This window comes from Aquabacterium sp., from assembly GCF_050725395.1.
In the GTDB taxonomy this organism is placed as follows: Bacteria; Pseudomonadota; Gammaproteobacteria; order Burkholderiales; family Burkholderiaceae_C; genus Aquabacterium.
Genome location: NZ_JBOHHL010000002.1, coordinates 138,653 through 150,890, shown reverse-complemented (window position 1 = coordinate 150,890; position 12,238 = coordinate 138,653). Strand labels below are relative to the sequence as shown.

General features: G+C 66.4%; 11 protein-coding genes. 3 read left to right on the top strand and 8 right to left on the bottom strand.

Annotated elements, in window-relative coordinates; all coding sequences use genetic code 11:
- Positions 1-16: 16 nt before the first annotated feature.
- Genes ACREB4_RS02055 through ACREB4_RS02040 form a run of 4 tightly spaced genes read right to left on the bottom strand, consistent with a single transcriptional unit; the run spans position 17 to position 3,314 of the window.
- Positions 17-616 carry an MOSC domain-containing protein gene (locus ACREB4_RS02055; protein WP_431586526.1) on the bottom strand — a complete coding sequence of 200 codons (600 nt, stop codon included), beginning with the start codon at positions 614-616 and terminating at the stop codon, positions 17-19.
- 55 nt (positions 617-671) lie between these two features.
- The gene (locus ACREB4_RS02050; RefSeq protein ID WP_431586525.1) at positions 672-1,838 is read right to left on the bottom strand and encodes a molybdenum ABC transporter ATP-binding protein; all 1,167 of its coding nucleotides are present in this window, start codon (positions 1,836-1,838) and stop codon (positions 672-674) included.
- Positions 1,835-2,560 carry a molybdate ABC transporter permease subunit gene (locus ACREB4_RS02045; protein WP_431586524.1) on the bottom strand — a complete coding sequence of 242 codons (726 nt, stop codon included), beginning with the start codon at positions 2,558-2,560 and terminating at the stop codon, positions 1,835-1,837. The genes ACREB4_RS02050 and ACREB4_RS02045 overlap by 4 nt, the downstream gene beginning before the upstream one ends.
- 4 nt (positions 2,561-2,564) lie before the next feature.
- Positions 2,565-3,314: a substrate-binding domain-containing protein gene (locus ACREB4_RS02040; protein ID WP_431586523.1), complete on the bottom strand. Its 750-nt coding sequence runs from the start codon at positions 3,312-3,314 to the stop codon at positions 2,565-2,567.
- Between the two features lie 312 nt (positions 3,315-3,626).
- Here ACREB4_RS02040 and ACREB4_RS02035 point away from each other — a divergent pair, with 312 nt between their 5' ends.
- The gene (locus tag ACREB4_RS02035) at positions 3,627-5,495 is read left to right on the top strand and encodes a phosphoenolpyruvate carboxykinase (GTP) (RefSeq protein WP_431586522.1); all 1,869 of its coding nucleotides are present in this window, start codon (positions 3,627-3,629) and stop codon (positions 5,493-5,495) included.
- A 225-nt stretch (positions 5,496-5,720) separates the two neighbouring features.
- The gene (locus ACREB4_RS02030) at positions 5,721-6,200 is read left to right on the top strand and encodes an FxDxF family PEP-CTERM protein (protein WP_431586521.1); all 480 of its coding nucleotides are present in this window, start codon (positions 5,721-5,723) and stop codon (positions 6,198-6,200) included.
- A 72-nt stretch (positions 6,201-6,272) separates the two neighbouring features.
- On the opposite strand, the gene ACREB4_RS02025 is transcribed toward ACREB4_RS02030, so the two are convergent.
- From ACREB4_RS02025 to ACREB4_RS02010, 4 genes are all read right to left on the bottom strand, one after another.
- Positions 6,273-7,535: a pectin acetylesterase-family hydrolase gene (locus tag ACREB4_RS02025; protein WP_431586520.1), complete on the bottom strand. Its 1,263-nt coding sequence runs from the start codon at positions 7,533-7,535 to the stop codon at positions 6,273-6,275.
- Between the two features lie 217 nt (positions 7,536-7,752).
- Positions 7,753-8,664 carry a LysR family transcriptional regulator gene (locus tag ACREB4_RS02020; RefSeq protein ID WP_431586519.1) on the bottom strand — a complete coding sequence of 304 codons (912 nt, stop codon included), beginning with the start codon at positions 8,662-8,664 and terminating at the stop codon, positions 7,753-7,755.
- Positions 8,661-9,722 (bottom strand): RNA methyltransferase, encoded by a 1,062-nt coding sequence (locus ACREB4_RS02015; RefSeq protein WP_431586518.1) that lies wholly within the window; start codon positions 9,720-9,722, stop codon positions 8,661-8,663. Before ACREB4_RS02015 ends, ACREB4_RS02020 begins: the two co-directional genes overlap by 4 nt.
- A complete protein-coding gene (locus tag ACREB4_RS02010; protein ID WP_431586517.1) occupies positions 9,712-10,782 on the bottom strand; it encodes an AraC family transcriptional regulator in 1,071 nt (356 codons plus the stop codon). The genes ACREB4_RS02015 and ACREB4_RS02010 overlap by 11 nt, the downstream gene beginning before the upstream one ends.
- Before the next feature lie 129 nt (positions 10,783-10,911).
- Here ACREB4_RS02010 and ACREB4_RS02005 point away from each other — a divergent pair, with 129 nt between their 5' ends.
- Entirely contained in the window at positions 10,912-12,222 is a 1,311-nt protein-coding gene (locus ACREB4_RS02005; protein WP_431586516.1) for an acyl-CoA dehydrogenase family protein, read from the top strand.
- Positions 12,223-12,238: the final 16 nt, after the last annotated feature.

The window sequence follows — 12,238 nt, the reverse complement described above, 5'->3', positions numbered from 1 at the left end:
GCCCAGGCGGGCCTGCTTACTTCTTGCGCATGTCGGACTTGAACAACTCGGCGATGTTGACCTCGCGGGCGCCGGGAATCAGCTCGTAGCTTTCGCCGGCCGCGATGGTGCCGGGCACGCGCACGGCCAGGTAGAAGCCGCAGTAGCCCGATTGCGCCATCATCTTCACCGCCTGGTTGAAGCCCATGACGGCGGCGAACTTGTAGCAGGGATGGCGCGGCTCGCTGATGGCCAGCGTGCAATCCGGGAACTTCAGCACGTCGCCGATCCAGGCGTCGCCTTCCAGCAGGCCGGTGAGGGTCAGGTTCTCGCCCAGCATGCCGTGGGGCAGGGGCTCGTCCCAGGCTTGTGCCTTGGCCTGCGAGCGCACCGTTTGCCAGAACGGGTAGTGCTCGTGCGGGTAGGCGTAGACGGCCTTGGAGAGTCCGCCGTGCACCGTGGGGTCGGCCTGCTCGTCCTGGTTCAGGCCCAGCAGCTTCACCCCGATGCGTTCGGGCGAGGGCAGCGAGCTGACGGGTTGCTTGCGGATGGCCGTCATCACCTGCTTGCCGTCGATGGTCATGGGCTGGACCAGCGCGGTGTTGACGGACAGCACACGGCGATCGGCGACGGTCATGAAGTACTCCTGGGCAATGGCAAGGTGAACGGCGGACCGTTCGAGCATAGCAACATCAACGCCAGCCCGAGACCGCCACCGACATGGCCTTGAAGCTGGCCACGCAAGGCTGGCCTGGCGCCAGGTCCATCTGCTGGATGGACTTGCGGGTGAGCAGGGCCCAGATCTGCACGCCCGGCTGGATGGAGAAGTCACCCGCATCGCGCAGGTGGTCCAACTCGATGCCCACCGCGCCATAAGAGCCGTTCTCGCCCGCCAGCATGATCTGCGTGATGCGCCCGCGCAGTTGGTTGCTGGCGCTGCTGCCTTCGATCAGGTCGCGGTGCAGGCTGATGTCGCGCGCGCGGACCTTGAGGCGCACTTTTCGCCCGACGGCATGCAAAGCGGCGGGCACGGTCACGCGCTGACCGGCCACGTCGACCTCGCTGAGCAGCCATTCGATGTCGTGGCGCTTGACTTCGCCCTCGATCACGCTGCCGGCGTTCGCGCCTTCCAGGAAAGTGGACAGGGACACGTCCGACAGGATCTGGGTGGCGATGCCGCCACTGGTCATGCGGCCTTCGTGCAGCACGATCACGTCGTCGGCCATGCGGATGACTTCGTTCATGCGCGGGCTGATCAGCACCACGGGCAGCTTGGACCGCGCAGGCACCTGGGCCAGCAGGTCGAGCAGGGGGGGCTGGTCGTGTTCGGGCACGCCGCCGAGGGGGTCGTCCAGCAGGATGGCCCGGGGTGCGGACAGCAGGGCCCGGCCCAGGGCGACCTTGAAGCGCTGGGCGGGCGTCAGGCGCGAAGGCCGGGCCTTGAACAGCGAACGCAGGTCCAGCCATTGCGTCACGGCATCGAAGCCGGGGCCGTGCACCGGCTTGGGCGCGCGCGCCAGCCCGTATTCGAGGTTGCTTTGAACGCTGAGGTGCGGGAACAGGTGGGCTTGGCTGTCCAGCCAGGCGAGCCGGCGCTGGTGCGGCGGCAGGTTGACGCGGGCCACCGAGTCGTAGATGGCCTGGTTGCCCAGAGCGACCCGGCCTCCCAGCGCCGGATGGAGTCCAGCTGCCGCCTTGAGCAGCGCCGACTTGCCAGCCCCGCCACGCCCCACGATGGCGCACACGCGCCCCGGCAGGACGCGGAACTGCGCCTGGATGTCCAGGCCAGGTTGCTGCAGGCGCAGCTCCACGCTCAGGGGGAGGGGCAGCACCTTGACCGGCTTGGGACTGGCGCTCATGCGCCCGCCCCCGATTGCCGGATCGCGGCCCAGCGGCCTTGCCAGTGGCGCCGTCCGGCCTCGCTCAGCAGCACCGCCACGAAAGCCACTCCCACCGAGACCAGGGCCAGGCGCGTCGCGGCGGGCAGGTTGTCCGGCGTCCGCAAGGCCTGCATCAGGGCCAGGGGCACGGTGGAGGTGGCGTGCCCGACGCGCGGATTGGGCTGCAGCGCGGAGGCTAGCACCAAGGTGGCGCCGGTTTCGCCCCAGGCGGCGGCCAGGCCCAGGGCCATGGCCGACAGCACCGCCGGTGCCGCCAGCGGCAGGGTGATGCTCCACCAAGCGCTCCAGGGCGTGGCCCCCAGTGTCTGTGCCAGTGGCGCCATCATCGGGTCGATCGCTTCGAAGGCGGGGCGCAGCACGCGCACCATCAAGGGCAGGGTCACCAGGCTGGCGGCCAGCACCGCCCCGCTGGGGAAGAAGCTCAGGGTCCAGCCCGTCAGGTGGCCGAGCCACTGTCCAAGCTGGCCTTCGTCGCTCAGGCCCATGAGCAGCGCGAAGCCGATCACCGCTGGCGGCAAGGCCATGGGCAGCAGCACCACCGCGTCCACCAGCCAATGGCCGTGCCAGCGGGCCTTGGCCATCAACCAGGCCAGCGCCACGGCGGGCGGCGTGCTCAGCAGCAGTGTCAGCATGGCGACCTGCGCGCTCAAGCAGAGGGCGTCGACTTCCCAGGCGCTCATCGCCTCACCCCTGCGCTTTTTGCCACGCCGATCCCTGGGTGGCCACGGCTTGACGCCCCAGCGGTCCCTGCAGCCATTTCACCAGCAGCTTGCCAGCGGGATGGGCCGTCTTGAACGAGCGCGCCACCTGGCAGTTCAGCCACAGGCGAGGGTCCTGGTGGACCAGGACCTTGAGGACCTTGCGTTCAGCTTGGGGCATTTTTTGCCAATCAGCCTGGGTCAACAATCGGTAAGGCGGCAGCGCACTGCCCGGGGCGGGCCTGGTGGTCAGCTTCTGCGCACCCAAGGTGCTGGTGAGGGTGTCGCTCAAGCCCTCCAAGGCCGAATCCTTGGGGGCTGGCAGCCACTGGCAGGCGCCTGCCGCCTGGCCGGCCAGGATCTGATGCAAGGCCCGGACCACGTCGTTTTCGCCGCGCAGGCCGGCCGGGTCGGATGCCGGGCCCACCAGCAGCACTTGCATGCGCGCCAGCGTCTGGCGATCGTGGATCAGGCCCTGCTGTTCCAGCCGGTCGGCCAAGGGGTGACTCAGGAAGAGGCCGATGGAGAGCTCGCCCGACTCCAGTTGCCGCAAGATGGTGCCCGAGGGTTCGCGCACCCACTGGGCCGCCAGGCCCAGGTCGCGGCCCATCGCGGCTTTCCAGCGTCCGCCCAGCCCCGTGTCCTGGATCAGGCCATCGACCCCCAGGCGAAGGACCTCCTGGCCTTGCGCGCCGGCCCAGCCGGGCAGGCCCAACAGGCCAGCGGTCCATCCCATCCAATCCCGTCGATTCATCGCGCGCACCCTTTGCGTTCAAGCTGTTCGGCCTGTTTGCTTGTATCAAGGCCGAGGGGCATTGTCGCGTAGTGGAATCCAGGGCTTGCCAAGACCTGGCGCGGTGCTTGCTGTGTGACAGAGTTGGCACCCCCTCGGAAACCCCTCGGAAAGGGGGGGAACTCAAACAAGAAGGGGTGGACTAAACTACGAGGTTTCGCTGTTTGGTATTTCACCCGGCGGGGTGTCGAGAGCGCAGCCCAGGCTGTAGCCGCGCTGTCGAGACCCTGTTTTTTACTTTTTGGAGCCATCGTCATGAACCAAACCGTCTCGCAGGGGGTGCCTGTGAATGCCCCCGCCTACGTCAAGAATGCCAAGCTGATCGCCTGGGTGGCCGAAATCGCCGCCCTGACGCAAGCCAAGGACATCTACTGGTGCGATGGCACTGAAGAAGAATACAACCGCTTCTGCAACCAGTTGGTCGCCGCTGGCAGCTTCAAGAAGCTGAACCCCGAACTGCGTCCCAACAGCTACCTGGCCGTGACCGACCCGTCCGACGTGGCCCGCGTGGAAGACCGCACGTTCATCTGCACCGACCGCAAGGAAGACGCCGGCCCCACCAACAACTGGTGCGAGCCCGCTGAAATGCGCGCCAAGCTGCAAACCGGCGAGCAAGCCCTGTTCAAAGGCAGCATGAAGGGCCGCACGATGTACGTCGTGCCCTTCAGCATGGGCCCCCTGGGCTCGCCGATCGCCCACATCGGGGTCGAACTCTCCGACAGCCCTTACGTGGCCGTCAACATGAAGCTCATGACCCGCATGGGCAAGGGCGTGATCGACGTGCTGGGCACCGATGGCGAGTTCGTGCCCTGCGTGCACACCGTGGGTGCTCCGCTGGAAGCCGGCCAGAAAGACGTGGCCTGGCCTTGCAACCCCACCGTCAAATACATCGTCCACTACCCTTCCACCCGCGAAATCTGGTCCTACGGCTCCGGCTACGGCGGCAATGCGCTGCTGGGCAAGAAGTGCTTTGCCTTGCGCATCGCCTCCACCATGGGCCGCGACCAAGGCTGGCTGGCCGAACACATGCTGCTGCTGGGCGTGACCGACCCGCAAGGCAAGAAGTCGCACATCGCGGCGGCTTTCCCCAGCGCCTGTGGCAAGACCAATTTCTCGATGCTGATCCCGCCCGAGGGCTACAACGGCTGGAAGGTCACCACCATCGGTGACGACATCGCCTGGATCAAGCCCGGAGCCGATGGCCGTCTGTACGCCATCAACCCCGAAGCCGGTTACTTCGGCGTGGCCCCTGGCACCAACGACCTGACCAACCACAACTGCATGCAGTCGGTGCTGCGCGACACCATCTTCACCAACGTCGCCCTGACCGACGACGGCGACGTGTGGTGGGAAGGCATGACCGACACGCCCCCGGCCCACCTGATCGACTGGCAAGGCAAGGACTGGACGCCCCAGATCGCCAAGGAAACCGGCGCCAAGGCCGCCCACCCCAACGCCCGCTTCACCGTGGCCGCGACCAACAACCCGGCGCTCGACCCCGAGTGGGACAACCCCGCCGGCGTGGCGATCGATGCCTTCATCTTCGGTGGCCGCCGCTCCACCACCGTGCCCCTGGTGACCGAGGCCCGCGACTGGACCGAAGGCGTCTACATGGCCGCGACCATGGGCTCCGAAACCACCGCCGCTGCCTTTGGCCAGCAAGGCGTGGTTCGCCGCGATCCTTTCGCCATGCTGCCCTTCATGGGCTACAACATGAGCGACTACTTCCAGCACTGGCTGGACGTGGGTGCCAAGCTGCAAAAGGCTGGCCACAAGACGCCGCCCGTGTACTGCGTGAACTGGTTCCGCAAGGGCGCCGACGGCAAGTTCGTGTGGCCTGGCTACGGCGAAAACATGCGCGTCCTGGAATGGATCCTGGGCCGCATCGCCGGCACGACCAAGGGCGTGGAAAACGCCTTTGGCCTGAGCCCCACGTACGAAGACATCAACTGGACTGGCCTGAACTTCACCAAGGAACAGTTCCAGTCGGTGATCGGCATCGACACGGCCGCCTGGACGCAAGAGCTGAAGTTGCACGACGAGCTCTTCCAGCAACTGGCCTATCACTTGCCCGCTGAAATGCCCGCCACCAAGGCCAAGATCGAGCAGCGCCTCGCCGCTTGATTTTTCACAGCGCAAGAAAAAGGCCCTTCGGGGCCTTTTTTATTTTGCAGGGCGCAATTGTCACCTCTCTGCCATACATGTAACTAAAAAAGCCTAGGGTTGTTACCTCATTCCCCTAGAACAGGGGGTATGAGTGCTGGGGGGCTGTGGCTATAACCGAGTTGTCGCATGGCCCCAAGGCTCTGGGGCCAAGTGATGTGTTTTGATAATTATTGGAGGTTACTCATGAAACTTAAAATGTTGGTTGCTGCCGCCTCTTTGGTGGCCGCGGGTTCGGCATTGGCCGGTGCTCCCGCCCTGCCGGGCGGCGATCTGGGCGCCCTGACGCCCACGCCTGCGCTGTTCTTTGGTCAAGGTGCGGCCGCGGCCGGCGGCACCATCGCTGATCTGTTCACCTTCTCGGTGGGCGGCAACAGCGATTTGATCGGTTCGATCGGTGGCTATGGCGCCACGTTCAGCTCCGTGCTGATCGACGGTGTGGCCACGTCCCTGACGTCGACCACCACGGGCTACGGCTTCAGCTTCAGCGGCCTGTCCGCTGGTTCGCACACGCTGAAGGTCGAAGGCGCTTTCCCCACGCTGTACACCTACATCGGTGCGGTGTACGCCACGCCTTCCGCGGTTCCTGAGCCAGAGTCCCTGGCCTTGATCTTCGCGGGTCTGGGTGTGGTCGGCATGGTGGCTCGCCGCCGCCAAGCAGCTTGATCCTCGGGTCAGCCTGCCATTGAAAAAGCGCCCCTCGGGGCGCTTTTTTTTGGTCCAACCGCCCGGGCACGATCAGGGGATCAGCGGGGCCAGCCAATCGGCGAACATGTCGCTCAGCAGCACGCGCTGGGTGGTCGGCTTGGTTTCATAGGCGCGCATCACGGGGCCCTTGCCGTCCAGCAGGTTGTCGATGAACTCGCCCACGTGGTTCAGCTTCTTCTCGACGATGCTGGTGCCCCCGAAGGTGACGATCGTGGTGCAGTGCGAACCGTTGATGTCACGCTTGTTGGGGATGTAGTAGCCGACGTTGGCAGGCGTCATCGAAGCGATCCAGGGGGTGATTTCCTGGCGCCACTTCACGTTGAGCATTTTCAGGCGCTCTTCGTTGGTGGCGGCATTGGCGATGTCAGGGTAGAACTTCTGGTACGAGAAGGCCGAGAAGTTGGTGTCTTCCTGGAACATCGTGTAGCCGATGCGGTCGTTCGGGAAAATCTTGCCCACGCCGGCCGTGATCGATCCCATGTTGTTGGCATCGCCCGCGCCGGGGTACTTGGTGATCAACTGCGTGACCAGTCCGTCAGGGCCATCCAGGCCCCAGACTTCGCGGATCTTGTTGTGCAGCAGCACGGAGGGAGCTTGCTCGGGCGTGGCGGTGCGGGGCACGTCGAACAGGGGGCCGGAGTCGGCGGCCAGGGCCATCTTTTTGGGCTTGAGCGTGGTACGGAAGGAGGCGTAGTTGGCCGTGGAGCCTACGCCGCCGGCCGAGAAGCCAGTCAGCAACAGGTGGTCCGGTTGGGGCAGGTTCTTGGCCATCCAGTTCGCCACGGCCTGCGCGTTGATGGCGCCGCGGTGGTAATAGGTCATGGGGTTGGCCGGGTCGGTGTTGTTGTACACGTTGACCTTGTTGCCGGTGTGCACGTCGCCGGTGCAGTACGTCAGGTAGACGATGTTCCAGCTCTGGGTCTGCACGGCCTGCAAGGGGTGAAGGCGGGCGGTGAAGGGCGTGACCAGGCCCAGGTGCGCCTGGCGGTTCCAGTCACTCATGTAGTTGGTGGGGATGCCATCGGGGTTGACGGCGTTGAGCAGCGAGCCGCCCTTGCACGCGGCCTGGTCCCAGCAGGCGCCGCCGCCTTCGAACATGACCACGGTCTTGCTGGTCAGCGGGGTGCGGTTGACGAAGAAGCGATAAGGCGTGCCATTGCCGCAGGTGGCGCCGGTGGAGGCTGGCAACTCGACCATCTCCCATTTGAAATAGGCGGCGTGCGCGGCCAGGCTGGTCAGCAGGGTGGCGCCGACGGCTTTGGCCGTGGCCACCATCAGTGATTTCATGTTCATCTCATCGCTCCAGGGGTGAATGTGTTCTGTCAATGACATGAAGTTTGAAACACGGTGTTTTTGCAAGGCCCTGGGCATTCCCCTGGGTGGGCAATGCCCCCCTGGAGTCAGGGGGCGTCAACTGTCAGTCGCTTGACGGTTGGCGTTCGGGCGAGAAAGGGTTATCCCGGTTTGGCATGGGCAGTGCCAGAGCCAGGCACGCTGGGGCTGGCCGGCTTCAGGCCAGCCACTCGATGCCGGGCAGCTTCGCACACTGCTGGCGCATGATCTCGGCCATGTCCTGCATGTAGGGTTGCGTGGCCAGGGTCTTGGGGCAGATGGCGTGCAACTCGCTCCACAGGCCCTTGGGGCCGATGGGCACGGCCTTGACATAGTCGTGCTCCAGGTAGCTTTGCAGGCCCCAGCTGGGCAGGGCGGCGATGCCCCGGCGGCTGGCCACCAGTTGCACGATGGCCACGGTGAGTTCGGCCGTGCGGCGCGCGGGCTCGATGCCGGCGGGCTTGAGCACTTCGCGGATCAGGTCGATGCGCTGCTCGGGCACCGGGTAGGTGATGAGGGTTTCGCCGTCGAAGTCCTGCGCATTGAGGTGGCGCTTGTGGCGCAGCTTGTGCTCGTTGGCGACCACGGCCAGGATCTCGAAGCGGAACAGGGGCGAGACCGACCAGGGGCGCTGGGCCTTGGGTCTGGAGCCGATGACCAGGTCGGCGCGGCCTTCTTTCAGCAAAGCCAGCGGGTCGGCGTGGAAGCCGGCCACCAGGTCGACCTCGACCTCGGGCCAGCGCTGGCGGAACTCGTGCATGACGGGCATCAGCCAGTCGAAGCAGGTGTGGCATTCGAGCACGATGCGCAGCTCGCCCTTGGCGCCGCCTTGCAGGCGCTGCAGGTCGCGCTCGGCGGCGCCGATGTCGGCCAACACGGTGCGGGCCAGGGCCAGCAGCCGATCGCCCGCGGGCGTGAAGCGCAGGCCCTGGCGGGTGCGCTCGAAGAGGGCCAGGCCGTGGTGCTCTTCAAGCGCGCGGATCTGGTGCGACAGGGCGGATTGGCTGAGGTGCACGCGCTCGGCGGCGGTGGCGAGCTTGCCGGTGTCGGCGATGGCGACCAGGGACTTGAGGTGGCGGACTTCGATCATCGCGGTGTGGTCGAAGCCTGCGGACGCAGGATGCGCATGGGTTTGGGCTGGTTGAGCAGGGCTGCCGCATCGCGGGCACGCAGTTGTCCGCAGCCGGCGTCCACGTCCTGCCCGGCCGACTGGCGCAGCTTGGTCAGGATGCCGCGGCGGTGCAGGCTGCGCGCGATCTCGGTGGCGCGCTCCCACGATGGGCGCTTGAAGTCGAGCTCGTCGACCGTGTTGTACGGGATCATGTTCATCAGCGCGTACTTGCCCTTGAGCAGGCGCACGATGCCGTCGAGCTCTTCCTCGCTGTCGTTCAGGCCGTCGATCAAGGTCCACTGGTACTGGATGGGGTAGCCGGTGGTGCGGGCATAGTGCTCGCCCATCTCGACCAGATCGGCCGGGTCGATGCGCGGGGCGCGGGGCAGCAGTTGGGCGCGCAGCTCGGGCTTGGTGGAATGCAGCGACAGGGCCAGGGCCGGCTTGACCTGGCCGAGCGGCAGGCGCTCGAAGGCGCGCGGGTCGCCCACGGTCGAGAAGACCAGGTTCTTGTGGCCGATGCCGCCGCAGGTGCCGAGCAGATCGATGGCTTCGAGCACGTTGTCCAGGTTGTGCGAGGGCTCGCCCATGCCCATGAACACCACCTTGGTGACACGGCGGCGGGCTCTGGCCAGGGCCACTTGCGCGACGATTTCGGCGCTGCCGACCTGGCGCAGCAAACCGTCCTTGCCGGTCATGCAGAAGACGCAGCCCACAGCGCACCCCACCTGAGACGACACGCACAGGCCATCGCGGGGCAGCAGCACGCTTTCCACCGTCTGGCCATCCTGCAGGCCGATCAGCAGGCGGGAGGAGCCGTCTTCGCCAGGGTGTTCGGAACGCACGTGGGCCAGGGCGCTCAGGTCGGCCAGCAGCGCCGGCAGGGCGTTGCGCACACCCAGCGGCAGGAAGTCTTCCGGGCGGCGTTTGCCGCTGTCCATGGGCAAGGACTGCGACCACAGCCGCAGGATCTTGTCTTCGTGGCAGGGCTTGGCGCCGTGGGCGCGCAAACGCTGGCGGATGTCGTCAATGCGCATGGGGTGGCAGTGTAGGCGCCGCCTGGCGCCAGGTGCTGGGCGATGAGCCTGTCCAGCGCTTGAAGGCGCGGGTGAAGGCGCTGACCTCCGAGAAGCCCAGGAGAAAGGAGACCTCGCTGACAGAGTACTGCGCGGCGGTGAGGTGGTCGAGCGCCAGTTGGTGGCGCGTCTGGTTGAGCACGTCGCGGTAGCTGGTGCCTTGCTCGGCCAGGCGGCGTTGCAGCGTGCGCAGGGTCATGGCCAGGCGCCGGGCGACGTCGTCCTGGCGGGGTTCGCCGCTGGGCAGCATTTCTTTCAGCACGGCGGCGAGTTGCTGCGGCAGGCCGCGGTCGGGCCAGTGCGAGCGGTAGCGGTCCATGGCCTCTTCGCTGGCCTTGACGACTTCGAGGTTGGCGAAGGACAGCGGCTTGTGCAGGGTGGCGTGGTCGACCACGAGGGCGTTGTCGTCGCAGCCGTAAATGGGTGTGCAGCGGAAGACCTTTTCGAACTTGGCGTGGTCTTGGGGACGCTGGCGTTGCAGGCGCAATTCGAGTGGCATGAAGTCGCGGCCGTACAGGATGCGCGAGCCCCGCATCAGGGTGAGCATGGCGTAATCGAAGATGCTCCAGACGGTCGCCGGCTCGGCGGTGCCCAGCAGGGCCTGGTCGCCGGTGATGGTGATGCGGCTGGCGCCGTCGCCCTGGTGGAAGCGCACATCGGCCGCGTCGGTGACCACGTGGGCGTAGCGGGCCAGGCGCAGGTACATCTGGGCCAGGTTCTCGGAGGCCATCAGGGCGTAGCCCAGGGCGCTGAAATTCAGCGGCATGAACTGCAGGGCGAGGTCCACGCCCAGCAACTCTTCGCCCGTGGCTTGCAGGGCTTTCTGCCAGAAGGCCAGGCCCAGGTGGGCGGGGTAGCGCGCCATGGGATCGCTCAGGGTCGACAGGTCCAGGCCCACTTCGCGCAGCAGCGCGTCGGCGTCCACGCCGCGTTGCTCGACCGCGCTTTTGGCGGCCAGCAGCCAGCTTCTCAGGGCCGAAGCGTCAGAGGCGGGCGGGATCGGGCGCGGCGGGGAACTCATGCGGGCTTGGGAATGGAGCGGAGCGAGGCAGACCGGGTCAAGTCGATTGGCGCAAAAGGGCAAGTATCGGCGACGGCGGAGGCGCAAGATCAGGGGATTCCTCTTTTCACGCTCACTTCACGGCTTCACATGACATCGCTCACACGAATTGGACTGCGCACCCTCAGCCGCATGGCGGGCTCGACCAAGCTGGACGCCTTGAACCTGCGCAAACCCACCGAACAGGTGCTGTACCACGGCACCAAGGTGGGTTTCAAGGCCGTGACGGCGGCCAACCGGGCCTTCAAATCGGTGAAGAACCTGGGCTCGCCGCAGCGCTTGCCCAAGCGCGGCACCGGCGACCTGTTCGACCTGGCCCCCACCGATGAACAGCAGATGCTGCAGGACGCCGCGCGCACCTTCGCGATGGAGCAATTGCGCGAGGCCGCGGGCAAGGCCGACATGGCATGCGCCGCGCCGCCCGAGCTGCTGGCGCAGTGCGCCGAACTGGGCATCACCTCGCTGGGCATCCCCGAGGCCTTGGGCGGCATGGGCACGGAGCGTTCCGCCGTGACCAATGTGCTGATCGCCGAAGCCATGGCCCAAGGGGACATGGGCCTGGCCTTCGCGGCGCTGGCGCCGTCGGCCGTGAGCACGGCGCTGGTGCTGTGGGGCAATGCCGAGCAGCAGGCGGCCTACCTGGGCGCTTTCACCGGCGAGAACGTGCCGGCCGCGGCCCTGGCCATCCAGGAGCCCACGCCCTTGTTCGACCCGTTTGAATTGAAGACGCGCGCGGTGGCGCAAAGCGGTGGTGGCCATGTGCTCAACGGTGTGAAGTCGATGGTGCCGCTGGCCGCCAGTGCCGAGCTGTTCATCGTGGCCGCGCACATCGAGGGCAAGGGCCCGGCCTTGTTCGTGATCGAGTCGTCCACCAAAGGTTTGTCGGTCGAGGAAGACCGCGCGATGGGCTTGCGTGCCGCTGGCACCGCGCGCTTGCGGCTTGATGCGGTGGCGGTGCCTGCCCAGGCCGTGCTGGCGGAGGGCGCCTTTGATGCCTACCGCGAATGCATCCAGTTGTCGCGCCTGGCCTGGTGTGCTTTGGGCACCGGCTGTGCGCAAGGGGTGCTCGATTTCATCGTGCCGTATGTGAACGAACGCCAGGCCTTTGGCGAGCCCATCAGCCACCGGCAATCGGTGGCCTTCGCCGTGTCCAACATGTCGATCGAACTGAACGCGATGCGCTTGTTGACGTGGCGCGCGGCCAGCCTGGTCGATGCCGACGTGGACTTCTTCGAGGCCGCCGCTTTGGCACGCCGTTTGTGCGCCGACAAAGGCATGCAGATCGGCAGCGATGGCGTGCAACTGCTGGGCGGGCATGGCTTTGTCACCGAGTACCCGGTGGAGCGGTGGTACCGCGACTTGCGCGCGGTCGGTGTGATGGAGGGTGGCTTGTTGATCTGACATCCGCCTTGCCCAA

Bases quoted from the DNA above. Each gene is read 5' to 3' on its own strand.
- ACREB4_RS02055 (WP_431586526.1), bottom strand. From the start codon at position 616: ATGACCGTCGCCGATCGCCGTGTGCTGTCCGTCAACACCGCGCTGGTC.
- ACREB4_RS02050 (WP_431586525.1), bottom strand. From the start codon at position 1,838: ATGAGCGCCAGTCCCAAGCCGGTCAAGGTGCTGCCCCTCCCCCTGAGC.
- ACREB4_RS02045 (WP_431586524.1), bottom strand. From the start codon at position 2,560: ATGAGCGCCTGGGAAGTCGACGCCCTCTGCTTGAGCGCGCAGGTCGCC.
- ACREB4_RS02040 (WP_431586523.1), bottom strand. From the start codon at position 3,314: ATGGGATGGACCGCTGGCCTGTTGGGCCTGCCCGGCTGGGCCGGCGCG.
- ACREB4_RS02035 (WP_431586522.1), top strand. From the start codon at position 3,627: ATGAACCAAACCGTCTCGCAGGGGGTGCCTGTGAATGCCCCCGCCTAC.
- ACREB4_RS02030 (WP_431586521.1), top strand. From the start codon at position 5,721: ATGAAACTTAAAATGTTGGTTGCTGCCGCCTCTTTGGTGGCCGCGGGT.
- ACREB4_RS02025 (WP_431586520.1), bottom strand. From the start codon at position 7,535: ATGAACATGAAATCACTGATGGTGGCCACGGCCAAAGCCGTCGGCGCC.
- ACREB4_RS02020 (WP_431586519.1), bottom strand. From the start codon at position 8,664: ATGATCGAAGTCCGCCACCTCAAGTCCCTGGTCGCCATCGCCGACACC.
- ACREB4_RS02015 (WP_431586518.1), bottom strand. From the start codon at position 9,722: ATGCGCATTGACGACATCCGCCAGCGTTTGCGCGCCCACGGCGCCAAG.
- ACREB4_RS02010 (WP_431586517.1), bottom strand. From the start codon at position 10,782: ATGAGTTCCCCGCCGCGCCCGATCCCGCCCGCCTCTGACGCTTCGGCC.
- ACREB4_RS02005 (WP_431586516.1), top strand. From the start codon at position 10,912: ATGACATCGCTCACACGAATTGGACTGCGCACCCTCAGCCGCATGGCG.